Raw genomic sequence first — 23,872 nt, 5'->3', positions numbered from 1 at the left:
TCGGTCGTCCCGTCCGAGGCACTCTTTCCCGCCGAGGGCGGCACGGGCTCAGCATTCGCGCGTATGGAGGTTCAGTGTCGGTCCGAGGGCCGTTTCGTGTTGGTGACCGGGTTCAGCTGACCGACTCCAAGGGGCGGCACTACACCATGGTCCTCGCCGAGGGACAGCAGTATCACACCCATCGCGGCGCGCTGGCGCACGACGACGTGATCGGTGCGCAGGAGGGTTCGGTCGTCACGTCGGCGGGCGGCAGCCACTATCTGGCGCTTCGCCCGCTGCTGCCGGACTACGTGCTGTCGATGCCGCGTGGCGCGCAGGTGATCTACCCGAAGGACGCCGCGCAGATCGTGATGTGGGGCGACATCTTCCCCGGCGCGCGAGTACTCGAGGCGGGTGCCGGCTCCGGCGCGCTGACCTGTTCGCTGCTGCGGGCGGTCGGTTCGGAAGGGACCGTGCAGTCCTACGAGATCCGGGACGACCACGCCGAACACGCCGAGCGGAACGTCGAGAAGTTCTTCGGCCACAAGCCGGACAACTGGTCGCTGACGGTCGCGGACCTGTCGACGCACACCGGCGAGGTCGACCGCGTCGTCCTCGACATGCTGGCGCCGTGGGATCAACTGGAGACGGTCGCCGCGCATCTGGTGCCGGGCGGTGTGCTCACGGTCTATGTGGCGACGGTCACACAGCTTTCGCGGATCACGGAAGCCCTGCGGGACCAGCAGTGCTGGACCGAGCCGGAATCGTGGGAGACCCTCATGCGGCCTTGGCACGTCGTGAGTCTCGCGGTGCGGCCGGATCACCGGATGGTCGCGCACACCGCGTTCCTGCTGACGGCGCGCCGCCTGGCGGACGGCACCGTTTCGCCGCGGGTGCACCGCCGCTCCGGCAAGGGCTGATCGGTACAGCCGACGTTGCGAAAGCCACTTTCGCAACCCTCAACGTTGCGAAAGTGGCTTTCGCAACGCCCGCGGGCCAGGCCCAGCACCCAGCAGGACCTGGCAGTACATGAAGGCCCCCTTCCTTGCGCCTGGCGCAAGGAAGGGGGCCTTCATGTACTGCGGCAAGCCCAGTGCCCAGCTCCAAACCCGAAACGCCATTCACGACGTCAGGGCACGCACCACTTTCCGCCCTGCTTCTTGAGCGGGAACGGCGTGTCCTTCTGGCCGCCGACGCCTTCGACATGGACGGTCACGGTGGCGGAGTCGCCGCCGACCACCGGCGGATCCGGGACGGTCGCGGTCACCTTGCCCGCCGCCGCCCATTTCCGGCCGAGTTCGGCCAGATCGGCCGACGACTGCTGGACGCAGGTGAGTTTCCCGAACGCCGTCGCGTCGTGGTTGACGATGGCCGCGGCGATCGCCTTGCCGACCACCTCGACCGCCGCCACGTCCGGATCCACCGGAACCGGACGGGACGAACCGGGCGGTGGCGTGGGCGCGCCGGTGCTCGACGCGGCCGGGTCGGAGCCGGAGGGGGCCACCAGCAGCAGCCCCACCACGACCCCGGCCACGACCGCGCCACAAACCACCGCCACGGCGGTCAGCCTGTGGCTCACCGTCACGGACAGGTCACTTCTTGTCGGCCTTGATGTCCTTGAGGCACCACAGGTTCGACTCCTTGGCCGCCGTGATCGTGCCTTCCGCCGTCTTGGTGCCCTGGGTGGCGCGGTACCGGCCGGTCGCCCGGTCGCCGCTTTCCTTGGCGGGCTCGGTGATCTCGAGCTTGATGGGGTCGAGCGGCTTGCCCTCGTCCTTGGTGTTCTCGCTGCGGCAGATCAGATCGAGGAACGTCTTCTTGTCACCCGCGCTGTAGGAGGTCGCGGCGCCTTCGAAGACTTCCTGCGGTGAGGCCTTGCCGCCGGGCGCCGGACCTGAACTCTTGGTCGACGACGTGCTCGGCGAGCTGGACTTGGTGCGGGTCGAGCTCGGCTTCTGCGACGACGAGGACGGGGCCTCCGACGGGGCGGCGCTGCTGCTGGGCGGCGCGGCGGTCGGGTTGTCGTCGCCCGAGTTCAGCGCGATGACCAGCGCGGTGACACCGCCACCGACCAGCAGGACCGCGCCGATCGCGATACCTACGATCAGGCCGGTCTTCTTTTTCTTGGGTGGCTCTCCGCCGCCGAACCCGCCTTCCTGCGGGTAGGCGTTGTAGCCGCCCTGCTGCCCGTACGGATCCGGCTGGCCGAACTGCTGCGTGCCACCGGGGTATCCCTGCTGGGGCTGAGGACCGCTCTGCGGGTAGCCGCCTTGCTGCTGGCCGTACGGGTCCTGCCCGTACTGGCCGCCACCGGGGTATCCCTGTTGCGGCTGGGGGCCGCTCTGCGGGTACCCGCCCTGCTGGCCGTACGGATCTTGTCCGTAGCCGCCGGGCTGCTGCGGCGGGTAAGTCATGGCTGGTGCCCCCTAGCTGTTCTGCGAAAATGCTCACTATGACCTGCGGGTCCGCCTCCCCGGCGAACGTCGCCCGATGCTAGCCATCGAGCCGGATCGCCGCTCGATTAGGGCCGAACTGATACCGGGATCCCGTTTGCACCCGGACGGAGCCGGGTATTCCGCCGCAGGTCAGACCAGGTGGACTGATTGTGACCATGGGAGTGCCGGCCCCGGCACCGGGATGGCCCCTTGCGCTGCGGGAACGTACGTGCTGTCGGGTCGTCCGGAACGCGACGCGCCGATCTTGTGATGCGGAAAGGCCTTTTATTGTCGGTGATCGCCGGTACCGTGGAATGAAAAGCACTCCGAGGAGGTGCCCGATGCATCATGACCTTCCCGGAGGTCGGCGCGAGGAGGCCGACCCTTCAGAAACGACCGGAGCTGGAACCACGTCCGACGAGCAGGCACGTCAAATCCGCTTCCTCGAGGAGGAAGTCGCCCTGCTGCGCCGGAAGCTCACCGATTCGCCACGCCAGAACCGAGTGCTGGAGCAGCGACTCGCCGAGGCGTCGGAACGAGTGAGCCAACTCACGGAACGCAACACGAAACTGGTCGAGACGCTCCGCGAGGCGCGTGGCCAGTTGCTCGCGTTGCGAGAGGAGGTCGACAGGCTGGCCCAGCCTCCGAGCGGTTACGGCGTGTTCGTCACCGCGTACGAGGACAACACGGTGGACGTGTTCACCGCGGGCCGCAAAATGCGGGTTTCGGTCTCACCCGCGGTCGAGGTCTCGTCGCTTCAGCGCGGACAGGCGTTGCGGCTCAACGAGGCGCTCACCGTCGTCGAGGGCGGTGACTTCGAGCGGATCGGCGAGGTCTGCGCGCTGCGCGAGGTGCTGGCCCCGGACGTCGTGGGCGGCAGCCCGCGTGCGCTCGTGGTCGGGCACGCGGACGAGGAGCGGGTCGTCCTGCTCTCCGATCCGCTGGCCGAACAGCCCCTCAAGCCGGGCGATTCCCTGCTGGTGGACTCGAAAGCCGGTTACGCCTACGAGCGCGTGCCGAAGGCGGAGGTCGAGGATCTCGTGCTGGAGGAGGTGCCCGACGTCCGTTACGAGGACATCGGTGGCCTCACCCGGCAGATCGAGCAGATCCGCGACGCCGTCGAGCTTCCGTTCCTGCACGCTGATCTCTACCAGGAGTACCAGTTGCGCCCGCCGAAGGGCGTGCTGCTCTACGGGCCTCCTGGCTGCGGTAAGACCCTCATCGCCAAGGCGGTGGCCAACTCGCTCGCCAAGAAGGTCGCGGAAGCCCGCGGCGACGCGGCGGACGGGAAGTCCTACTTCCTGAACATCAAGGGTCCGGAACTGCTGAACAAGTTCGTCGGGGAGACCGAGCGGCATATCCGCCTGATCTTCCAGCGAGCTCGGGAAAAGGCCTCCGAAGGCACCCCGGTGATCGTGTTCTTCGACGAGATGGACTCGATCTTCCGCACCCGCGGTTCGGGCGTGTCCTCCGACGTGGAGACCACGATCGTCCCGCAGCTGCTTTCGGAGATCGACGGTGTGGAAGGCCTGGAGAACGTCATCGTCATCGGCGCCTCCAACCGCGAGGACATGATCGACCCGGCGATCCTGCGGCCGGGCCGGCTCGACGTCAAGATCAAGATCGAGCGTCCGGACGCCGAAGGCGCGAAGGACATCTTCTCCAAGTACCTGTCCGATGGCCTGCCGATCCACGCGGACGACCTCGCCGAGTTCGGCGGGGACCGCAGGGCGACGTTCGACGCGATGATCCAGCACACGGTCGAGCGGATGTACGAGGAGACGGACGAAAACCGGTTCCTCGAGGTCACCTACGCCAACGGTGACAAGGAAGTCCTGTACTTCCGCGACTTCAACTCGGGCGCGATGATCCAGAACATCGTGGACCGGGCGAAGAAGTCGGCGATCAAGTCGGTGCTGGAGACCCAGCAGCCCGGCTTGCGCGTGCAGCATCTGCTGGACGCGATCGTCGACGAGTTCGCGGAGAACGAGGACCTGCCCAACACCACCAACCCGGACGACTGGGCCCGGATCTCCGGCAAGAAGGGCGAGCGGATCGTGTACATCCGCACGCTCGTCACCGGCAAGAACCAGGATTCGGGGCGGGCGATCGACACCGCCACGAACACCGGTCAGTACCTGTAGGGCAAGCCGAAAGGGCCCTTCGCCGCGGCACCTGCGGCGAAGGGCCCTTTCGCGTCACACGGGTACGGGTTCCCGGACCTTCTTGCGCACGCTCAGCCGTCCGTGCGCGGCCAGGATGCCGAGGACGACGAGCAGCGCGCCGACAGGCTGGTTCCACGCCAAGGGTTCGTCGAGGACCAGGACACCGAGCAGTACGCCGACGACCGGTGTGAGGTAGGTCACGGCCGACGCGTTCGACGCGCCCCACGCCGCGATGATCGACGCGTTCCAGGCGTAGGCGAGCCCGGTGCCCAGTGCCCCGAGCGCGATCATGCTGAGCACGATCGGCGTGTCGAGACGGACCGGCGTCGTCGCGATGAACGGCGCGAGCACCAGCATCACGACCGCACCACAGCAGACCTGTCCCAATGCGACGGTGGGCGCGTCGAGGTTCCGCCAGGAGATGAACCGTCGCACGTAGACGAACGAGATGCCGTAACAGGTCGTCGCGCCGAGGCACGCCAGTTGCGCGGTCAGTTCGTGGGACACGTCGATCCCTTGCCAGACCCCGACGATGGTGAGCACGCCGAGGAAGCCGAGGACCAGACCGGTCGTGCGGGCCTTCGTGAACCGTTCCGACGGCAGGGCCGCGGCGGCGATGAGCATGGTGATCAGCGGTGTCGTCGCGTTGAAGATGCTGGCGAGCCCGGACGAGATGTACTGCTCGGCCCAGGAGAACAGCAGAAACGGGATCACGCACAGCAGCACGGAAACGACGGCGAGATGGCCCCAGAGTGCCGGATCGCGGGGGAGTGGCTTACGCCGCCATGCGGCGATGGCGATCAGCGCCACGGCGCCGAGGCAGATGCGCGAGAGTGCCACCTGAGCCGGCGAGAGGCCGGTGAGACCGACCTTGATGAACAGAAAACTCGCACCCCAGACGACCGCGAGCGCCGCGAACCGAATCGCGATACCGAAACGTCCCAATTGTCCTTCTCCTGAATCCTCAAGTCAGGACTCAGTGAAACCCGGAACCCTCTTGCGTTCCAGCGGTTTTCGGACGATGTGTCCGACGACTCGCGCGTGGCGGTCACCCGAACCATCTGTATAACGACCTATACTTCTGGGCTGTGAGCGAATCTTCCAGGCGTCCGCGCGCGCCGATCACCGAAGCCGATGTGCTGGCCTGGCTGGAAACGACGGCCGCCGCCGTACAAGCGGGGGAGGTGAGCGCTCCCGAGCTCATCGAGATCCTGGGGGAGTTGCGCCGCGCCTCCGCGGCCTGCGCCGACGCGTCGGACTGGGCTCTGCTCGCCGCCAGGGAAGAGGGCGCCAGCCTCCGTCAGATCGCGTCCGTCTTCGGCAAGGGTTACGTTCGGGCTCCGGCGGCGCGCCTCGAAAAGCTCCATCGGCAGGCGCAGAACTCGAGCCAGTGGCTCGCGATCCTCCGCCACAAGAACGAAGGAGCCCGGTGACAGAGTCGGAAACCCCCGTCGGAGACCGGATCGCCGTCGGACTGGCGGCGCTCGGCAGGCCCGCGTACATCAACCTCGGCCGGGTCGACGCGCTGCCGCCCGGACGCGGGTTCGAGGCGATGCGCGCGGCGACCTACGACGTGCTGGACGACGCGTACCGGGCGGGCGTCCGCTGGGTCGACGTCGCCCGTTCGTATGGTTCTTCGGAGGAGTTCCTCGCCGGCTGGCTCGCCGACCGCGGCCACCCGGACGTCATCGTGTCGAGCAAATGGGGCTACCGCTACGTGGGGGAGTGGAAGCTCGACGCGGAGGTGCACGAGGTCAAGGAGCACACCGCCGCGCGGCTCGCCGAACAATGGACCGAATCCCTGGGGCTGCTGGGGAAGGCGATCTCGCTCTACCAGGTCCATTCGCTCACTGTGGACAGTCCACTGTTCACCGACGACCGGCTGATCGGCGCGCTCGCGGAACTCGCCGCGGACGGGGTGCCGGTGGGGTTTTCGACGTCCGGGCCGTCGCAGACCGACGCGGTCCGCCGGGCGTTCGAGCTGGAGGTGTCCGGGACGCCGGTCTTCAGCGCCGTGCAGTCGACCTGGAACCTGCTCGAACCCTCCGTCGGCCCGGCGCTCGCGGAAGCGCACGCCGCCGGGAAACGGGTACTGGTCAAGGAAACCGTCGCGAACGGACGGCTGGTGGTCGAGCCACCGGCGCCGCTCGCGCGGATCGCGCGGGAACACGGGACGGGCCCGGACGCGGTGGCCGTCGCGGCGGTGCTGGCGCAGGACTGGCGTCCGATCGCGGTCATCGGGCCGTCGAGCACCGTTCAGCTCGCGGAGAATCTCGGTGCCGCGAACGTGAAACTCGCCGAGGGCGAACTCGCGGAGCTGGCCGCGCTCGCGGAGGACCCGGTCGCCTACTGGCGGCACCGGTCCTGCCTCGGCTGGCATTGAGGGGCTGGACTAGTCTCGCGGCAAATGTCAGGCGGAAGCCGGGAGGGCTCGAGGGTGCGTCATCGGCAGGTGCTCGCGGTGGCGACGGTCGCGCTGTTCGGTCTGTCGGGATGCGCCGACCGTCCCAACGACCTCGACACCTACTACGACGACCCGGCACCGACACCGACGGTCGAGCCGTCGCAGCCTTCGGTCAAGCCGCAGGCCAACCCGGTGCCGCCGTCGTCGACCCGGGCCCCCGTCCCCGCGGCCGTTTCCGCCGCGTTGCTGACCGACGAGGACGTCGCCGAGGAAAAGGTCGTTCCCGGTGAGAGCAAGATGTCCGGCTGTCTGACCGGTCTCACCCGGGACACGAGCCGCTCGGCCGCGTGGTCGTACCCCAGTGGCTCGACGCTGGAACATCAGGTCACCGAGTACGCCGACCGTGTCGCTTCGGACGTCGTCGCCCGGGCGGACTGTGACGGCAAGAAGGTCACTCTCGCGAAGCAAACCGGCATCGAGGTCCAGCGCGCGTGGTGCGACGGCACGACCTGCACGGTGTTGCTCGCCAAGGGGAAGCTCGTCTCCGCGCTCAGCGTCACGGCCGGAACCGAGGCGCGGGCAACGGAAGCGGCGAAACGGCTGCTGCCGATCGTCGCGCAGCGCCTCCGTTCGGCCTAGCGGGCGTTCTCCCGCCGGAACCATTCCAGCGCACCGAGCCGTCCGTCCGGCACGAACGCGCTCGAAGGATCCTCGAGCCACGAACGCAACTCGTCGAGCGTCAGCCAACGCCCTTCGACGACTTCGGAAAGCTGATGGACGAACGGGCCGTCCCAGCGGGTTTCGAAGGCGAAGTTGTGGCAGCGGATCGTGTCGTCGTCGGTGACATGGACGAAAAGCGGTCGCAGTTCCACTCCGTGAACGCCCAGTTCTTCGGCCAGTTCCCGGCGCGCGCACTCCTCCGGCGTCTCACCCGCCGCGACGATGCCACCCGCCCAGCAGTCCCAAGTGGAGGGATAGACGTCCTTCGTGGGAGTACGCAGGTGCACGTAAACGGAGCCTCCGTCACTCGAACGGACCAACACCACGCCCGCCGCGTGCCAGAGTCCTTCGGCGCGGACCCGAGCGCGGGCGGCCGCTCCCACCACGGTTCCGCCGAGGTCATAGAGCGCAACGAGTTCGTCACTGCCTGACATGGGGGGCATCGTCGCACGGCCCGGACCCCGTAGGGTGGTGGGTATGCGGCGGATCATGGGAACCGAAGTCGAGTACGGCATCGCGGTGCCGGGCGACGCGACGGCGAACCCGGTACTCACCTCGACCCAGGTCGTGCTCGCCTACGCGGCCGCGGCGGACGTCCCGCGGGCCAGGCGGGCACGGTGGGACTACGAGGTGGAATCGCCCCTGCGCGACGCGCGCGGGTTCGACCTGACCGGCCCGAGCGGCCCGGGACACGACCCGGACGTCGAGGACCTCGGCGCGGCGAACGTGATCCTGACCAACGGGGCGCGGCTGTACGTCGACCACGCCCACCCCGAGTACTCCGCGCCCGAGGTGACGAACGCGCGCGACGCGGTCATCTGGGACAAGGCCGGCGAACGGGTCATGGAGGAGGCGGCGCGCAAGGCCGCCACCGTGCCGGGACAGCCGCCGTTGCAGCTCTACAAGAACAACGTCGACGGCAAGGGCGCGAGCTACGGCACGCACGAGAACTACCTGATGCAGCGGTCGACCCCGTTCACCGCGGTGATCGCGGGGCTGACGCCGTTCTTCGCGTCCCGCCAGGTGATGACGGGTTCGGGCCGCGTCGGTGTCGGGCAGCAGAGCGAAGAAGCGGGTTTCCAGCTCTCGCAGCGCTCGGACTACATCGAGGTCGAGGTCGGTCTGGAGACCACGCTCAAACGCGGGATCATCAACACCCGCGACGAGCCGCACGCCGACGCGGACAAGTACCGCCGTCTGCACGTCATCATCGGCGACGCGAATCTGGCCGAGTACTCGACGTACCTCAAGGTCGGCACGACGGCACTGGTGCTGGACCTGATCGAGGCGGGTATCCGGTTCGACGACCTGAAACTGGACGAGCCGGTGCGGGCCGTGCACCAGATCAGCCACGACCCGACGCTGAAGGCGAAGGTGTCGCTGGCCAACGGGCGCAAGTACACCGGGCTGGACCTCCAGTTCGCCTACCACGAGATCGCCTCGGCGAACCTGGAGCGCACCGGCGCGGACGAGGCCTCCAAGGAGGTCCTGCGGGTCTGGGGCGAGATCCTGGACGCGCTGGCGAGAGATCCCCAGGAATGCGCGGACAGGCTGGACTGGCCGGCGAAGCTGCGGTTGCTCGAGGGCTACCGCGCGCGGGACCAGCTGGCCTGGGGCGCGCCGCGGTTGCGGCTGGTCGACCTGCAGTACTCGGATGTCCGGCTGGACAAGGGCCTGTACAACAGGCTCGTCACCAGGGGTTCGATGAAGCGCCTGGTGACCGAGGAGGAGGTGCTGGAGGCGGTCACGACCCCGCCTTCGGACACCAGGGCCTACTTCCGGGGCCGCACGCTGGAGAAGTACGCCAACTCCATCGCCGCGGCGTCGTGGGATTCGGTCATCTTCGACGTCGGCAGGGAATCGCTGGTGCGGATCCCGACGTTGGAGCCGTTGCGGGGCACGAAGGCCCACGTGGGGAAGTTGCTGGACGACTCCGCGACCGCCGAGGAGCTGGTGGAGGCGCTCACCGGTTCGGACTAGCGGGATTTCCTTTCATCGGGGTTAAGCGATCACGGATCCCGCGGATTGTCGGGACCGCTGGGTAGGCTAGGAAACATCGGCCACACCGGGAGGCGAGATGGCTCAGGAAAAGATCGAAAAGCACGGCGGCGGCGACTCGGACGACGAGTTCGAGGACGGCGGTCCGGCGGGTCAGGAACGGCGCGAGAAGCTCGGCGAGGACGTCGACACGATCCTCGACGAGATCGACGACGTGCTCGAGGAGAACGCCGAGGACTTCGTCCGCGCCTACGTGCAAAAGGGCGGCGAGTAGCTCGTCTTCCGGCGGCCCCGGGCCGGGGCCGCCCGTGCGGAGCCGGCGGATCACACAGATTGGAACTTTGAGCACGTATGGAACACACCTCGGGTAAGTCGGCGCTGCCCGCCGCGTACTTCTCGTCGGCGACCTCGTCGTTCTCGGACTTCCTCCGGGCGCAGGCGCCCGAGCTGCTCCCGGAGCGGCGGGTCTCGACCGGGGCGGGTGGGCTGGACGCCCCCCATGGGACGACGATCGTCGCGGTCAAGTTCGCGGGCGGGGTGCTGATCGCCGGTGACCGGCGGGCCACGTCGGGCAACCTGATCGCTTCGCGCGACATGGAGAAGGTGCACGTCACCGACGAGTTCTCGGCCGTGGGCATCGCGGGCTCGGCCGGGCTGGCGATCGAGATGGTGCGGCTGTACGCGGTCGAACTCGCGCACTACGAGAAGATCGAGGGTGTTTCGCTCTCGCTCGACGGTAAGACGAACAAGCTGGCCGGGCTGGTGAAGTCCAATCTCGAGATGGCGATGGCGGGGCTGGCCGTGCTGCCGCTGTTCGTCGGGTACGACCTCGACGCCGAGGACGCGAAGCACGCGGGCCGGATCGTCTCGTACGACGCGACGGGCGGCCGCTACGAGGAGAGCGCGGGCTACCACGCCATCGGCTCGGGTTCGCTGTTCGCGAAGGGCTCGCTGAAGAAGCTGTACGACCCGGACGCGGACGCCGAAGCCGCGATCCGGACGGCGGTGGAGGCGTTGTACGACGCGGCGGACGACGACACCGCGACCGGCGGGCCGGATCTGGTGCGCCGGATCTTCCCGACGATCGTGACGGTCACCGCGGAGCAGGGTGCGGTGGCGGTGCCGCTCGAGCAGACGACAGCGGTGGCCGAGGCCGTCGTGGCCGTACGAGCCGAGCGCGGGCGCTAGCCGTCCTTCCCTGTCCCTTCCCGATGAGAGCCCGAAAGAGCGGAGCACCACAGTGACGATGCCGTTGTACGCCTCTCCCGAGCAGCTGATGCGGGAGCGTTCCGAGATCGCGCGCAAGGGCATCGCGCGTGGCCGGAGCGTGGTCGTGCTCAAGTACCGCGGTGGCGTGCTGTTCGTGGCCGAGAACCCCTCGGCGACGTTGCACAAGGTGTCGGAGATCTACGACCGGATCGGTTTCGCGGCCGTCGGCCGCTACAGCGAGTTCGAAAACCTCCGCGTCGCCGGTATCCGGCACGCGGACCTGAAGGGCTACCAGTACGACCGGCGGGACGTCAGCGCGCGTGCGCTGGCGAACGCCTACGCCGCGACGCTGGGCAGCATCTTCACCGAGCAGCTGAAGCCGTTCGAGGTGGAGGTCTGCGTCGCCGAGGTCGGCGCGACCGCCGCCGAGGACCAGCTGTACCGGCTGACCTACGACGGCTCGATCTTCGACGAGCCGAAGTTCGTCGTGATGGGCGGTCAGGCCGACACGCTCACCACGAAGCTCAAGGAGAGCTTCGAGTCGGACATGGAGCTGGAAGCGGCGCTCGGTGTCGCGGTGAAGGCGTTGCGCGCCAACACCCCCACGCCCGCGAACGGCGACTCGGACCCGGTGAAGCTCGAGGTCGCCGTCCTGGAGCGGGACCGGCGCGGCCGCAAGTTCCGCCGGGTCGCCGGTGCCGTGCTGGACGCGCTGCTGCCCGCCGAGCCGGAGGAGCCGGAGAAGGACGACGCCGAGGGCGACAAGCCCGGCGGTGAGTCCAAGAAGGACTGAGCCTCTCGAAGTACGTGAAGGCCCCCTTCATTGCGTCTAGCGCAGTGAAGGGGGCCTTCACGTAGTCGCGGGCCTTGACTCCCGCCAGACGTTGCGAAAGCCACTTTCGCAACCTTCAACGTTGCGAAAGTGGCTTTCGCAACCTGCCACCTTCGCCCACTCAGTACACAGTGGACACGGCCGCCAGGACGGCGCCTACAGGCGGTAGATGGTGAGCGCGCTGGGCCGCGACCGGAAGCGGAAGTCGTTGCCGAGCGGGCCGACCTCGCCGTCGGTGGCGACGCGGCGGTTGCCGTTCAGCAGCCGGACGTGCAGCTCCGGAACGTCGAGTTCCTGATAGACGTGGCTGGCGTGGAGACTGTTCGTGATCGTGGCGAGGATGAACCGCGCCCGCGAGTACGGCACGTCGGCGCGCAGGTACCGGACGTCGAGAAGACCGGTGTCGAGCGCCGGACGGCGTGAGGGCGCGAACCCCTTCGGCGAGTAGGTGCCGTTGCCGACGAACAGCAGCCAGATGCTGGTGTGCTTGCCGTTGAGGGTCACTTCCAGCGGTTTCGCGCGCCGGAGGGTGCGGGCGAGCGCGATCGCCGCCGATGGCCACTTCGGGTGCCGCTTCTGCAGCCTTTCCCGGATCCGGACCATTTCCGGGTAGCCGCCGAGGCTGGCGGTGTTGACGAAGTAGCGGTGGTCGTCGTCGTGGTTGATCTCGACCTCGCCGAGGTCGACGCCGACGGCGTCGCCGGCTTCGGTGGCGGCGTCCGCGTCGGGCATCGAGCGCATGCCGACGTCCCGGGCGAAGTGGTTGAGGGTGCCCGCCGGGATGAGCGCGAGCGGCAGGTCGTGGTCGGCCGCGACGGCGGCCACCGCGGCGACCGTCCCGTCACCGCCGGCGACACCGAGTGCGCGCACGGTGTTGTTTCGGGCGGCGATCTCGTCGCAGAGCTGATCGCGCAGGTCACGCTTCGCGTCCGGATACAGGATGGTGGCCTTGGGCCAGGCGAACCGGGCTTCCTCGGTCGGATCCTGGCCGTCGACCCCCGAATGCGGGTTGACCAGGACGAGCATGTCCTCGCCGTCGCGCATCTCGGGCGCCTCGGCGGTATGCGCGGTGCGGCCGGGGACGTCGTCGTTCAGCGGCCACCAGTGCCGCGTCAGCAGGCCGGCGCCGACACCGATCCCGATCCCCACGCCGACGTCACTGGGCCAGTGGACGCCGGTGTGGACCCGGGAATAGGCGACGGCGGCGGCCAGCGGTACGAGGGCGGCGCCTGCCTTGGGCGATTCCATCGCGACGGCCGTGACGAAGGCCGCCGCGGACGCCGAGTGCCCGGACGGGAACGACGACGAAGTCGGCCGCCGGACGAGCCGACGGTGCATCGGCACCTCTTCGGCCGCCGGGCGGCGGCGGGGGAACAGCGGCTTGCCGACCAGGTTCGCCGCCGCGCTGGCCCCGGCGATGGCGGCCACGCCGCGAAGCGCGCCCCGGCGCGTCGGCCCCTTCTTCGCGGCGAGCAGGACCGCGACACACCACCAGAGCTTGGATTTGTCCGCACTTTTGGAGAGCGAGGTGATCACGTCGTCGGCCCTGCTCCTCGGCAGGGCCGCACTCCGTGCCATCAGCCGCCGATCGGTCCGGCCGACCTTGCGGAAAGGGCGCTTGAGCTGCTTTAACACGGGTTCCCTACTTCCGGGCCAGTACGTCATGCGCGTGATACCCGATCGGGACTCCCCGCACACCTTTCACCGAATGCAACGTACCGACCGCGTGTCGCCGCCCGAACGGCGCACCTTCAGTGGGTCTTCACCGCCTACTCTGGTGGGATGCAGCGGCGGATCTTTGGCATCGAGACCGAGTTCGGGGTCACGTGCACCTTTCACGGGCAACGCAGGCTCTCCCCGGACGAAGTGGCGCGTTACCTGTTTCGGCGTGTCGTGTCCTGGGGACGTTCGTCGAACGTCTTCCTGTCGAACGGCTCGCGGCTCTACCTCGACGTGGGTTCCCACCCTGAGTACGCGACGGCCGAATGTGACGACCTCGTCCAGCTCGTCACGCACGACAAGGCGGGGGAGCGGATCCTCGAGGACCTCCTGGTCGACGCCGAGCGGCGGCTGGCGGACGAGGGCATCGGCGGCGACATCTTCCTGTTCAAGAACAACACCGACTCGGCGGGCAACTCCTACGGCTGCCACGAGAACTACCTGGTGACGCGGGCCGGTGAGTTCTCCCGGATCGCCGACGTGCTGCTGCCGTTCCTGGTGACCCGGCAGCTCATCTGCGGCGCCGGCAAGGTGCTGCAGACGCCCCGCGGCGCCGTGTACTGCCTGTCCCAGCGAGCGGAACACATCTGGGAAGGCGTCTCCAGCGCCACCACGCGCTCGCGGCCGATCATCAACACCCGCGACGAGCCGCACGCCGACGCCGAACGCTACCGGCGCCTGCACGTGATCGTCGGCGACTCGAACATGGCCGAGCCGACCACGATGCTCAAGGTCGGATCGGCGAACCTGGTGCTGGAGATGATCGAAGCGGGCGTCCAGTTCCGCGACTTCACGCTGGACAACCCGATAAGGGCCATCCGCGAGATCAGCCACGACCTCACCGGCCGCCGCCAGGTGCGGCTCGCCGGCGGCCGCGAGGCCTCCGCGCTGGACATCCAGCGCGAGTACCACGCCCGCGCCGTCCAGCATGTCAAGGAGACCGGTTCGTCGCCGCAGTCCGAGCGCGTCGTCGAACTGTGGGGCCGGGCGCTGGAGGCGGTCGAGCAGCAGGACTTCAGCAAGATCGACACCGAGATCGACTGGGCGATCAAGCACCGCCTGGTCGAGCGCTACCGCAACAAGCACGACCTCGACCTGTCGAGCCCGCGGATCGCGCAGCTCGACCTGGCCTACCACGACATCCGGCGCGGGCGGGGCATCTTCGACCTGCTGCAGCGGAAGGGGCTCGTGCGGCGGGTCACCGACGACGGCGAGATCGAGCTGGCCAAGGACACCCCGCCGCAGACCACGCGGGCGAAGCTGCGCGGTGATTTCATCGCCGCCGCGCAGGCCGCCGGGCGTGACTTCACCGTGGACTGGGTGCACCTCAAGCTCAACGACCAGGCGCAGCGGACCGTGCTGTGCAAGGACCCGTTCCGCTCGGTGGACGAACGCGTCGAGAGGCTGATCAGCTCACTCTGATTGGTCCGTGAAGGCCACCTTGAGGGAACCAGAGTCCCTTAAGGTGGCCTTCACGGATCTTCGAGGGAGAGTGCGACGATGCGCCGTGCGTTGCTGGTCCTGCTGGGTGCGGTCGTCCCGCTGGCGTTCACCGGCGTCGCGCACGCCGCACCGGAATGCCCGGAGCCCGCGTGGACCGAGACTCCGACGGGCACGGACGCCCAGCTGCGCGGCCTGTCCGCGGTGGATTCCCGTACGGCGTGGGTCAGCGGCAGCAGGGGCACCATCCTGCGCACCACCGACCGCGGCCGCACCTGGAAGCCCGTCGCCCCGGCGGGCACCGAGGCACTCGACTTCCGGGACATCGAGGCCTTCGACGCCGATCGTGCCGTCGCGTTGTCGATCGGTCCCGGCGACGCGTCGCGGATCTACCGCACCGACGACGGTGGCAAGAGCTGGCGACTGTCCTTCCGGAACAGTGACCCCGCCGCTTTCTACGACTGTGTCGCGTTCTTCGACCACCGGCGCGGCCTCGCGATGAGCGATCCGGTGGACGGCAAGTTCCGGTTGCAGTCCACTTCGGACGGCGGCCGCACGTGGAAGCCCGTCCCCGCCGAGGGCATGGTTCCCGCACTCGACGGCGAGTTCGGGTTCGCCGCGAGCGGCCAGTGCCTCACCACGGCGGGCCCGCGTGACGCCTGGATCGCCACCGGCGGCGGCGCCCGCGCTCGGGTGCTGCACTCCGGTGACGGCGGGACGACCTGGGAAGCCGCCGACACCCCGTTGCCCAGTGGCGCCTCCGCCGGGGTCTTTTCGGTGACGTTCCGGGACCCGCGGCACGGCGTGGCCATCGGCGGCGACTACGCGGCGCCGAACGCTCCTGGCCCGGCGGTGGCGCTCAGCGCGGACAAGGGGCGCACCTGGCGGACACCGTCCGAGGCCCCGGTCGGCTACCGTTCCGGCCTGGCGTGGCTGGGCAACATCGTGATCGCCGTCGGCCCCGGCGGCAGCGATCTGAGCCCGGACGGCGGACGGCACTGGCAGTCCTTCGACACCGGATCGCTCGACTCGGTCGACTGTGCTCGAGGCGCGTGCTGGGCGAGCGGGGCCAACGGCAGGGCCGCGCGGCTCGGCACCGCCTAAGCTTCGGCGGCGGGTGCGTGGCCCTCACCTGTCCGACCGCCTACCCCCACACCGACGTTGCGAAAGCCACTTTCGCAACGTTGAAGGTTGCGAAAGTGGCTTTCGCAACACGCCACTGTTGCCTGGGGGTCATGACCGCACCAGAGGTGCTCGGGTGGACGCATTGCTGCGCTAGCGGACCTGGCCGGTCGGGCGGACCACGATCTCGTTGACGTCGACCGAGGGCGGCTGCTCCAACGCGAAGAGCACCGCCCTCGCGATGTCGTCGGGCTCCAGTTTCGGCTTGGACTTCGAGTCCTCGGGGATCATCGAGGTGTCGACCAGGCCCGGCTGCACGACGGTGACCCGCACGCCGGTGCCGACGGCCTCCTCGCGGATGGACCCGGCGAGTCCGGTCACCGCCCATTTCGTCGCCGAGTAAAGGTTCCCCGGCCGGTGGTAGCGCCCGGCGACGGAACCGGTGAGCACGAGGTGCCCCTTCGATTCCGCCAGTGACGGAAGGGTCGCCCGTGCGGTGAGGGCGGTGCCGTAGACGTTCGTCAGCACCATGTCCCGCCACTGTTCGGGGTCCGCGCCGCCGTCGCCGAAGAACGAGACGACGACGCTCTGCCCCGCGTTGGCGAACACCGCGTCCAGCCGGCCGAAGGTGTTCTTCACCGTCTCGACGGCCGCGGACAGCGACCCCCACTCGGTGACGTCCGCCGCGACCGCGAGAGCGCGATCCTCGCCGAACTCGGCGACGAGCGGGAGCAGCGCCTCGCGGTCGCGGGAGAGCAACGCCAGCCGGAACCCGGCGGCTGCGGCCCGGCGCGCGGTGGCCTCACCGAGGCCGCGGGAAGCGCCGGTGATCAGCAGTACTCGATCGTTCATGCCTCCAAACTAGGCGGCGTGTAGGTGTCCCATTCGGGCACCGGTTCGCCGGCGAGGGAAGCGCCGAGCCGGTCGAGGTAGAAATGCCAGCCCTTGGCGATATCCGAGGTGTCCCAATCGGGCTTGGGCATTCGGTGCACGAAGTCGAGCACCGTTCCCTCGCCGCGCGGGGTGAGGGTCAGCTCCACTCGCCAGGTCGGCTCGCCGGTGTTGTGCAGATCCATGACCAGCCGTTTCGGTGGATCGCATTCGCGGATGACGGCGGGACCCGGCTCGGAGCCTTCCTCGGCGGTCATCGACAGCATGATCGTGTTGCCGACTCCGGTTTCGCCCGTCCAGGTGCCGAGCCAGCGGGCCGTGCGCTCGGATTCGGTGAGCGCCGACCAGACGTCCTCGATCGGGTCCGGGTACTCGCGCCGGAGTTCGAGCCGGGTTTCCTCATTGTCCATGATGTGAAGATAACCGTAGGCTTAATTAAGCGTCAACTTATTCGTTGGTCAGGACCAGTCTCCCGCGGAGTCCGCCCTCCGCCAGGCGTTCGTGTGCTTTCACCACCTCGGCCAAGGGCAAGGTGTCCGCGACCCGGAGGGTGAGCGTGCCGTTGTCGACCAAAGCCACCAGCCTGGCGAGTGCCGCGCCGTCGGCGGCTATCCAGACGTGCTCGACCCTGATGCCCCGCAACGGAATCGGGGCGGCTCCGGCGGCGAACACGACGAACCGGCCACGATTCGTCACCGCGTCCAACGCTTCGAGCCCGAGCAGTGCCGTGTCGAGTACCGCCTCGACGCCGCCGGGGATCACCGCCCGCACGCGATCGGCGAGGAGATCGCCACGGGGCACGAAAATCTCCGCGCCGAACCCGCGGACCAAGGCCTCGTCGGTGGCGCCGGCGATCGCCACCACGCGGAATCCCCTCGCCTTGGCCAAGGCGACCGCGTAACCGCCGACGGCTCCCGCCGCGCCGGTCACCAGAACCGTCGAATCCGCTGGCAGGTCGAGCAGATCGAGGGCCTGGGCCGCGGTGAGACCGTTCAGTGGCAAGGTCGCCGCCTCCACGAGCGACACTGTCCGCGGGGCGGCGGCGACCGCGTCGGCGTCGAGGACGACGAAATCGGCATACGTGCCGAGCGCCGCCGACGGCCGGTCCAGCAGACCGATCACGCTGTCGCCCGCGGCGAATCCGGTGACGCCGTCGCCTGCGGCGTCGACCGTCCCGGCGACATCCCAGCCGATTCCGAGCACCTCACGCGGCGGGACGATTCCCGCCTCGGTCAGAAAACCCGACCGGGTCCCGGCGTCGACCGGGTTGACCCCGGCCGCGGCCACCTTCACCCGCACCTGACCGGGTCCCGGTACCGGCACCGGGACTTCGGCGAATTCCAGGACTTCCGGGCCGCCGAACCGGCGGACCACCACTGCGCGCATCGTTCCTCCAAGGGATCGTTCCTCGGCGACCGTATGGGGTTACTCTCTTTCGGGAAGTACGCACCTCGAGGTGCCCAACCCACGCGGAGGTACGCACACCGTGGTCACGCGCACGGCACAGGAACGCCGGGATGAACGGAAACAGGCCTACGACGCCTACCTCGCGGCCTGCCCCGCCCGGAAGCTGCTCGACGAGGTTTCGGGCAAATGGGTCAGCCTCGTCCTCGTCGCCCTCGGCGACGGGCCCCAGCGCTACAGCGATCTCTCGCGCCGGATAGCCGGCGTCAGCCAGAAGATGCTCACGCAGACCCTGCGAACCCTCGAGCGGGACGGCCTGCTGACCCGCACGGTCACCCCCTGCGTACCGGTCCGCGTGGACTACGAGCTGACCGAACTCGGCCGGAGTCTCCGGCAGTTGCTGGCCGGGATCAAGGAGTGGGCCGAGACCAGATTCGACGAGGTCGAGACCGCCAGGGACCGTTACGACGCGCGATCGGCGGCTCTCACCATCGGGGCCGGCGGCGCGGGCTAGGGTAGCCGGGTGTCCACCGCACGCGCCGAACGTCTGGTCAACCTGGTTCTGGCCCTCCTGTCCACCCGGCAGTACCTCACCGCCGAGCGGATCCGGGGCATCGTGCCCGGGTACGCCGACGCGGCCAGCGACGAGGCGTACTTCCGCATGTTCGAGCGCGACAAGACCGAACTGCGCGAACTCGGCATCCCGTTGGAGACCGGCCGCAACTCCGCGTTCGACGCGATCGACGGCTACCGCATCGCGCGCCGTGACTACGAACTCGGCGAAATCGACCTCGCGCCCGACGAGGCGACCGCGGTCGGTCTCGCCGTCCGGCTCTGGGATTCGCCGGAACTGACCGGTGAGGCGCAAGGCGCGCTGGTGAAACTCCGCGCCGCCGGGGTCGAGGTCGACGACCACGCCCCGACCGTCGTCGAACCCCGCGTCCGCGCCGAACCGGCGTTCGGTCCGTTGCTCGCCGCCGTCCAGGCCGGGCAGGCGGTGCGTTTCGAGTACCGCCGCAGTGGTTCGGCCGAACGCAAGATCCGCACCCTCGAACCGTGGGGCGTGGTGTCGTGGAAGGGCCGCTGGTACGTCGTCGGGCATGACAGGGACCGTGGCGCCTCTCGGTGCTTCCGTCTCTCGCGCGTGACCGGGAGGGTCGACGCGTTCGGGCAAACCGGCGTCGTCGAACGCCCGGAAGGGGTCAACCTGCTCCGGATGGTCTCGGCCAGCAGTGGCGAGGATCCGTCCGCGCCGACCACCGCCAGTGTCTGGGTCGCCGACGGCCGCGCCGCCGGGGTCCGCCGCCGCGGCCGGGTGGTGGGCCGCAGCGACGCCGGGGGAGAAGAAGGCGACCTCGTGGAGATCGAGCTGTACTACCCCGAATCCGCCGCGGACTGGCTCACCGCGCACGGGCCGGACGTCCTCGTCCTCGAACCCGAGGTGCTCGCGAAGTCGGTCTTCAGCCGCCTCGAAGCCATCGCGCACGCCGGTGGTGCCCGATGAGCACCACCGGACGGATGCCGCGGCTGCTCGCGCTCGTGCCGTATCTCCTCGCGCGGCCCGGGATCAAGATCGACGACGCCGCCCACGACTTCGACGTCACGCCCAAGCAGCTGCGCAAGGACCTCGAACTGCTGTGGATGTGCGGGCTGCCCGGCTACGGCCCCGGTGACCTGATCGACCTCTCCTTCGAAGGCGACACGATCGTCGTCACGCACGACGCCGGGATGAACCGCCCGCTGCGGCTCACCGGCGGCGAGGCGACGGCCATGCTCGTCGCGCTGCGCGCGTTGGCCGAGACGCCCGGAGTGGTCGACGCCGACGCGGTCCGCCGGGCCATCGCGAAGATCGAGGTCGCCGCGGGGCAGGCCCAGCCGTCGGGCATCGTCGTAGGCGGGGGAGTGCGGGAAGGCAAGAAGACCGCAGGCACTCGCGAAGCCGTCCGGGCCGCTCTCACCGCGAAGCGCGCGTTGCGGATCCGGTACTACACCGCGTCGAAGGACGAGATCACCGAACGCACCGTCGATCCGATGCGTCTGCTCATCGTGCAGGCGGTCGGGTACCTCGAAGCGTGGTGCCGCCGCGCCGAGGACGTCCGGCTGTTCCGGCTCGACCGGATCGACGAACTCACCGTGCTCGACGAACCCGCCGTCCCGCCGGCGCACGCGCGGCCCACTGACATTTCCGATGGTGTTTTCCGCCCGCGTCCCGATCAGCAGGAAGCCGTTCTCGTTCTCGACCCCGACGCACGCTGGGTAGCCGAGTACTACCCGTGCGAGGAGCTCGACGAGCTCGACGGCGGGCGGCTGCGGATCCGGATGCGGTACGCCGACGAGTCGTGGATGGTCCGGCTCATCCTGGGACTGGGCGGAGACGCGCAGGTCGAAAGCCCGGTCGCGCTCGGAGAGGCTGTTCGTCGCCGGGCGGCCGACGCGCTGGCCCGGGCTCGTCACCTAACGTCAACCTACGAGCAGTAGGGTGACGCCGTGTCGTACCTGCCGAGCATCGCGCTCGCCGTCGCCGGGCTGATCGTGCTCTTTGTTCTGCTCATCAAATTACGCAGAGTCTTGCGCGTGCTCACCCATACGATGAGCATGGTGGCTACGAACACCCGGAAACGGACAGGGCTCCTTCGCGCCCGGTCGGCCGCGCTGCGCGTGGCGATCGCGCAACGGCGTGGGCTCGAAGACCGGTAACATCACACCTGAGAGACTCGAGAAGGAGGCCGCAAACGATGAACGCGCTGCAGCCGTGGCACATCATCATCCTGGTGCTCGTCGTTGTCCTGCTGTTCGGCGCCAAGAGGCTTCCGGACGCCGCGCGGTCCATCGGCAAGTCCATGAAGATCTTCAAGGCCGAGACCAAGGACATGGCCGGAGACAAGGACAAGGCCGCCGAGACCGAAGAGGTCGAGACCAAGCAGCTGCCGCAGGCCACCACGCCCGCGCCGCCCGCCGCGACCGCGCAGGACAAGCAGGTCGCCGACCTCCAGCGTCAGCTCGACGAGCTCAAGAAGCAGCAGGCCACCGCGCCCGCTCCGGCCGAGCAGGCGCAGAAGAACGCCAGCTGAGCGAGCTTTAGTCAGCCAAGCGGAGCCTGTTCGCGGATGAGCGCGCCGAACCACCGGCGCGCTCATGGTGGACCCTGACGAGAACGGACTGTCCAGTGGCGGATTCCGCCTCCGGTGAGGAGCGCCGCGGCACCAAGCGGCGCAAGCGCAGCCGTCGGGCCAACCCCGACGGCACGATGACGCTCATCGAGCACATCTACGAGTTCCGGCGCCGTCTGGGCTTCGCGCTGCTCGCCATCCTGGCGGGCGGGATCATCGGTTTCATCTGGTTCCAGACCAAGGTGGGCCCGATCCCGTCGCTCGGCCAGATCATGACCGGGCCGTACTGCGGCATTCCGTACCAGCGCAGGCTCGGCGGCACGCCGGACGGTCCTTGCCAGCTGCTCCAGACGGTCCCGTTCGAAGCCTTCATGATCCAGCTGAAGGTCGGTCTCGCCGCGGGAGCGGTCCTGCTCGCCCCGCTGTGGCTCTACCAGATCTGGGCGTTCATCGCGCCCGGCCTCTACTCGAAGGAGCGCAAGTACGCGCTCACCTTCGTCTTCTTCGCGTCGATCCTCTTCGCCGCCGGCGCCGTACTGGCGTACCTGCTCATCCCGCACGCTCTCGAGCTGCTGATGAACTTCGGTGGCGACCAGTTCATCACCGCCCTCACCGGTGACAAGTACATCTCGTTCATCCTGTCGCTGCTGCTGATCTTCGGCGTCAGTTTCGAACTCCCGCTGTTCGTGGTGATGCTGAACCGCGTCGGCGTGCTCAAGTACCAGACGCTGAAGAAGTGGCGCCGCGGCCTGATCATGGTCGTGTTCGTCTTCGCCGCCTTCGCGACGCCCGGTTCGGACCCGTTCTCGATGCTCGCTCTGGCAGGCGCGCTGGTGGTGCTCCTGGAACTCTCGATCCAGATCGCGCGCTTCCACGACCGCAAGCTCGACAAGGAGCGCGGCACCGAGGGCTGGGACCAGCTCGACGACGACGAGGCCGCGCCGTTCGACTACACGCCGAGCAAGATCGACGAAGAGCCGTCGGCCGCCACGAACGGCAAGCGCACCAGCACTGACGACGTCACCTGAGCCCGGGATGCACGCGGCGCTGGCCGTCCACCCCGCCTCCGGTGACGGGGCCGCGGGACGGCTGATGGAGTCGGTTGCGGCGCGGCTGCGGCCAGTCGTCGACCGGCTCGACGTCCTCGTCGCCCACACGGTCGAGGAATCCCGTGCGCTGATGACCGACTCGCGCGCTGCCGGGCTGGACGTCCTCGTCGTCCTCGGCGGTGACGGCGCGGCACACCAAGGCGTGCAGTTCTGCGCCGAATCCGGCGTCGCCCTCGGGCTCGTCCCCGCGGGCACCGGCAACGACTTCGCCAGGGCACTCGGCATCCCCGAACGCCCCCACGCCGCCGCCGATCTCGTCGCGCGGCGGATCGCGGAGGGGAAGCGGCGGAGGATCGACCTCGGCAGGGCCGGTGGCGAATGGTTCGCCACGGTGCTGTGCTCGGGCTTCGACGCCCTGGTCACCGAGCGAGCCAACCGGATGACCTGGCCTCGTGGCCCGCGCCGCTACGACGTCGCGATCCTGGCCGAACTCGCCGCCTTCCGGCCCCGGCCGGTCGTGCTCCGCACGGATGTCGAGACGCTCGAACTCGACGCCACCATGATCGCCGTCGGCAACACCCCGTACTACGGCGGCGGCATGCCGATCTGCCCCGGCGCGGACCCCGGAGACGGCCTGTTCGACGTCACCGTCGTCGGCAACGCGACCCGGCGCGACCTGCTTCGCATGTTGCCCGGTGTCCGGTCCGGAGAGCACACCGCCCATCCGGCGGTGCGGGTACTCAAAGCCAGCCAGCTCCACCTGGCGGGCAGCGACCTGCCCGTGTACGCCGACGGCGAGCCGCTGGGCAGCCTGCCGATCGACGTCACCTGCGTCCCCGGCGCGCTCACCGTCGTCGCGTGAGCCCGGCGTAGTCACCCGCGCGCCACACCAGTCCGCGGAACGTCGCGGCCGGCATCAGTTCGCCGCGTGGGAAGAACACTCCGCCGCAGCGGTGGCAGAACCACGCCTGCCGCCAGTACTCCAGCGCGTCGGGGATGCCCCGCCGGATCCGCGCGTTGCGCCGCAGCCTGAGCACGAACAGCACGGCGAACAGCGCGACCAGGGCGAAGGCCCCGAACGGGAAGAGCCAGGCGCCGATGGCCGCACCGACGCGGCCGCCCGCGGTCGGAGCGGGGTTCTCGGCGAGCACGTCGCTGGCGAACGCGACGAACACGAACGCGGGGACCAGCATGACCAGCGCGAGCGCCAGGAAGCAACCGCCGCCGCGAAGCACCGGGTACGGGCTGAGGGAGGCCGCGGTCGCGGTCACCGACACGCCGGTGTGCGTCGTCGCGGTGTAGACCACGCCGTCGCCCGCCGGGATGGCCGTCATGCCCCCTTGCACCCGGTAGGTCGTCTGCCCGCTCTGGAACACCGCCGGCACACTCTGCACC

Annotated in this window: 27 protein-coding genes; 18 read left to right on the top strand and 9 right to left on the bottom strand. The window is 69.0% G+C overall.

Annotated elements, in window-relative coordinates:
- Nucleotides 1-74: 74 nt before the first annotated feature.
- Nucleotides 75-899, top strand: coding sequence for a tRNA (adenine-N1)-methyltransferase (locus ACLJQ7_RS04930; RefSeq protein ID WP_007035384.1), 825 nt, complete (start codon nt 75-77; stop codon nt 897-899).
- Between the two features lie 209 nt (nt 900-1,108).
- Here the strand turns inward: ACLJQ7_RS04930 and ACLJQ7_RS04925 are convergent, their stop codons facing one another.
- Together ACLJQ7_RS04925 and ACLJQ7_RS04920 are read right to left on the bottom strand one after the other, a co-directional pair.
- Complete coding sequence (locus ACLJQ7_RS04925) at nt 1,109-1,564, bottom strand: hypothetical protein (RefSeq protein WP_410646934.1); 456 nt, start codon at nt 1,562-1,564, stop codon at nt 1,109-1,111.
- A 7-nt stretch (nt 1,565-1,571) separates the two neighbouring features.
- Nucleotides 1,572-2,393, bottom strand: a complete 822-nt coding sequence (locus ACLJQ7_RS04920; protein WP_410646933.1) for a hypothetical protein — start codon at nt 2,391-2,393, stop codon at nt 1,572-1,574.
- 362 nt (nt 2,394-2,755) lie between these two features.
- Here ACLJQ7_RS04920 and arc point away from each other — a divergent pair, with 362 nt between their 5' ends.
- A complete protein-coding gene (gene arc / locus ACLJQ7_RS04915; RefSeq protein WP_410646932.1) occupies nt 2,756-4,558 on the top strand; it encodes a proteasome ATPase in 1,803 nt (600 codons plus the stop codon).
- A 54-nt stretch (nt 4,559-4,612) separates the two neighbouring features.
- Here the strand turns inward: arc and ACLJQ7_RS04910 are convergent, their stop codons facing one another.
- A complete protein-coding gene (locus ACLJQ7_RS04910; RefSeq protein ID WP_410646931.1) occupies nt 4,613-5,524 on the bottom strand; it encodes a DMT family transporter in 912 nt (303 codons plus the stop codon).
- A 143-nt stretch (nt 5,525-5,667) separates the two neighbouring features.
- Between ACLJQ7_RS04910 and ACLJQ7_RS04905 the strand changes: the two genes are divergently transcribed.
- The 3 genes from ACLJQ7_RS04905 to ACLJQ7_RS04895 are packed head-to-tail and all read left to right on the top strand — an operon-like array spanning nt 5,668 to nt 7,622.
- On the top strand, nt 5,668-6,012 hold the full coding sequence (locus tag ACLJQ7_RS04905; protein WP_410646930.1) for a hypothetical protein: 345 nt from the start codon (nt 5,668-5,670) through the stop codon (nt 6,010-6,012).
- Nucleotides 6,009-6,962 (top strand): aldo/keto reductase, encoded by a 954-nt coding sequence (locus ACLJQ7_RS04900; RefSeq protein ID WP_410646929.1) that lies wholly within the window; start codon nt 6,009-6,011, stop codon nt 6,960-6,962. Before ACLJQ7_RS04905 ends, ACLJQ7_RS04900 begins: the two co-directional genes overlap by 4 nt.
- A 54-nt stretch (nt 6,963-7,016) precedes the next feature.
- A complete protein-coding gene (locus tag ACLJQ7_RS04895; protein WP_410646928.1) occupies nt 7,017-7,622 on the top strand; it encodes a hypothetical protein in 606 nt (201 codons plus the stop codon).
- Here ACLJQ7_RS04895 and ACLJQ7_RS04890 read toward each other — a convergent pair.
- Nucleotides 7,619-8,137 carry an NUDIX domain-containing protein gene (locus ACLJQ7_RS04890; protein ID WP_410646927.1) on the bottom strand — a complete coding sequence of 173 codons (519 nt, stop codon included), beginning with the start codon at nt 8,135-8,137 and terminating at the stop codon, nt 7,619-7,621. The two genes, ACLJQ7_RS04895 and ACLJQ7_RS04890, sit on opposite strands and share 4 nt — an antisense overlap.
- A 43-nt stretch (nt 8,138-8,180) precedes the next feature.
- Here ACLJQ7_RS04890 and dop point away from each other — a divergent pair, with 43 nt between their 5' ends.
- From dop to prcA, 4 genes are all read left to right on the top strand, one after another.
- Nucleotides 8,181-9,683, top strand: coding sequence for a depupylase/deamidase Dop (dop, locus tag ACLJQ7_RS04885; protein WP_410646926.1), 1,503 nt, complete (start codon nt 8,181-8,183; stop codon nt 9,681-9,683).
- 97 nt (nt 9,684-9,780) lie between these two features.
- Nucleotides 9,781-9,975 carry a ubiquitin-like protein Pup gene (locus ACLJQ7_RS04880; RefSeq protein WP_410646925.1) on the top strand — a complete coding sequence of 65 codons (195 nt, stop codon included), beginning with the start codon at nt 9,781-9,783 and terminating at the stop codon, nt 9,973-9,975.
- 77 nt (nt 9,976-10,052) lie between these two features.
- Nucleotides 10,053-10,889 (top strand): proteasome subunit beta, encoded by an 837-nt coding sequence (gene prcB / locus ACLJQ7_RS04875; RefSeq protein WP_410646924.1) that lies wholly within the window; start codon nt 10,053-10,055, stop codon nt 10,887-10,889.
- Between the two features lie 52 nt (nt 10,890-10,941).
- Entirely contained in the window at nt 10,942-11,703 is a 762-nt protein-coding gene (prcA, locus tag ACLJQ7_RS04870; RefSeq protein WP_410646923.1) for a proteasome subunit alpha, read from the top strand.
- A 195-nt stretch (nt 11,704-11,898) separates the two neighbouring features.
- Here the strand turns inward: prcA and ACLJQ7_RS04865 are convergent, their stop codons facing one another.
- Nucleotides 11,899-13,377, bottom strand: a complete 1,479-nt coding sequence (locus tag ACLJQ7_RS04865; RefSeq protein WP_410646922.1) for a bifunctional phosphatase PAP2/diacylglycerol kinase family protein — start codon at nt 13,375-13,377, stop codon at nt 11,899-11,901.
- A 147-nt stretch (nt 13,378-13,524) separates the two neighbouring features.
- Between ACLJQ7_RS04865 and pafA the strand changes: the two genes are divergently transcribed.
- Together pafA and ACLJQ7_RS04855 are read left to right on the top strand one after the other, a co-directional pair.
- Nucleotides 13,525-14,883 (top strand): Pup--protein ligase, encoded by a 1,359-nt coding sequence (gene pafA / locus ACLJQ7_RS04860; RefSeq protein WP_007035399.1) that lies wholly within the window; start codon nt 13,525-13,527, stop codon nt 14,881-14,883.
- 78 nt (nt 14,884-14,961) lie between these two features.
- Entirely contained in the window at nt 14,962-16,005 is a 1,044-nt protein-coding gene (locus ACLJQ7_RS04855; RefSeq protein ID WP_410646921.1) for an oxidoreductase, read from the top strand.
- A 171-nt stretch (nt 16,006-16,176) separates the two neighbouring features.
- Here ACLJQ7_RS04855 and ACLJQ7_RS04850 read toward each other — a convergent pair whose 3' ends face one another.
- From ACLJQ7_RS04850 to ACLJQ7_RS04840, 3 genes are read right to left on the bottom strand one after another with little or no spacing between them, the layout of a single operon-like run.
- Complete coding sequence (locus ACLJQ7_RS04850; RefSeq protein ID WP_410646920.1) at nt 16,177-16,875, bottom strand: SDR family oxidoreductase; 699 nt, start codon at nt 16,873-16,875, stop codon at nt 16,177-16,179.
- Complete coding sequence (locus ACLJQ7_RS04845; protein WP_410646919.1) at nt 16,872-17,324, bottom strand: SRPBCC family protein; 453 nt, start codon at nt 17,322-17,324, stop codon at nt 16,872-16,874. The genes ACLJQ7_RS04850 and ACLJQ7_RS04845 overlap by 4 nt, the downstream gene beginning before the upstream one ends.
- Nucleotides 17,325-17,361: 37 nt before the next feature.
- On the bottom strand, nt 17,362-18,300 hold the full coding sequence (locus ACLJQ7_RS04840; RefSeq protein WP_410646918.1) for an NADP-dependent oxidoreductase: 939 nt from the start codon (nt 18,298-18,300) through the stop codon (nt 17,362-17,364).
- A gap of 100 nt (nt 18,301-18,400) precedes the next feature.
- Between ACLJQ7_RS04840 and ACLJQ7_RS04835 the strand changes: the two genes are divergently transcribed.
- The 7 genes from ACLJQ7_RS04835 to ACLJQ7_RS04805 all read left to right on the top strand — a co-directional run bounded on the left by ACLJQ7_RS04835 (nt 18,401) and on the right by ACLJQ7_RS04805 (nt 23,339).
- Complete coding sequence (locus tag ACLJQ7_RS04835) at nt 18,401-18,832, top strand: winged helix-turn-helix transcriptional regulator (RefSeq protein WP_410647012.1); 432 nt, start codon at nt 18,401-18,403, stop codon at nt 18,830-18,832.
- 9 nt (nt 18,833-18,841) lie between these two features.
- Nucleotides 18,842-19,822, top strand: coding sequence for a helix-turn-helix transcriptional regulator (locus ACLJQ7_RS04830; protein ID WP_410646917.1), 981 nt, complete (start codon nt 18,842-18,844; stop codon nt 19,820-19,822).
- On the top strand, nt 19,819-20,796 hold the full coding sequence (locus ACLJQ7_RS04825; protein WP_410646916.1) for a helix-turn-helix transcriptional regulator: 978 nt from the start codon (nt 19,819-19,821) through the stop codon (nt 20,794-20,796). The genes ACLJQ7_RS04830 and ACLJQ7_RS04825 overlap by 4 nt, the downstream gene beginning before the upstream one ends.
- 9 nt (nt 20,797-20,805) lie before the next feature.
- The gene (locus ACLJQ7_RS04820; RefSeq protein ID WP_219152056.1) at nt 20,806-21,015 is read left to right on the top strand and encodes a bacteriophage holin; all 210 of its coding nucleotides are present in this window, start codon (nt 20,806-20,808) and stop codon (nt 21,013-21,015) included.
- 38 nt (nt 21,016-21,053) lie between these two features.
- Complete coding sequence (gene tatA, locus ACLJQ7_RS04815; RefSeq protein WP_410646915.1) at nt 21,054-21,389, top strand: Sec-independent protein translocase subunit TatA; 336 nt, start codon at nt 21,054-21,056, stop codon at nt 21,387-21,389.
- Nucleotides 21,390-21,484: 95 nt separating this feature from the next.
- The gene (gene tatC / locus ACLJQ7_RS04810) at nt 21,485-22,456 is read left to right on the top strand and encodes a twin-arginine translocase subunit TatC (RefSeq protein ID WP_410646914.1); all 972 of its coding nucleotides are present in this window, start codon (nt 21,485-21,487) and stop codon (nt 22,454-22,456) included.
- Nucleotides 22,457-22,463: 7 nt separating this feature from the next.
- On the top strand, nt 22,464-23,339 hold the full coding sequence (locus tag ACLJQ7_RS04805; protein WP_410646913.1) for a diacylglycerol/lipid kinase family protein: 876 nt from the start codon (nt 22,464-22,466) through the stop codon (nt 23,337-23,339).
- On the opposite strand, the gene ACLJQ7_RS04800 is transcribed toward ACLJQ7_RS04805, so the two are convergent.
- A complete protein-coding gene (locus ACLJQ7_RS04800; RefSeq protein WP_410646912.1) occupies nt 23,323-23,871 on the bottom strand; it encodes a hypothetical protein in 549 nt (182 codons plus the stop codon). The two genes, ACLJQ7_RS04805 and ACLJQ7_RS04800, sit on opposite strands and share 17 nt — an antisense overlap.
- Nucleotide 23,872 lies beyond the last annotated feature (1 nt).

It is taken from the genome of Amycolatopsis sp. cmx-4-54 (genome assembly GCF_046548895.1).
Classification (GTDB): Bacteria; Actinomycetota; Actinomycetes; order Mycobacteriales; family Pseudonocardiaceae; genus Amycolatopsis.
This window is presented reverse-complemented; position numbering and strand designations above follow the sequence as displayed.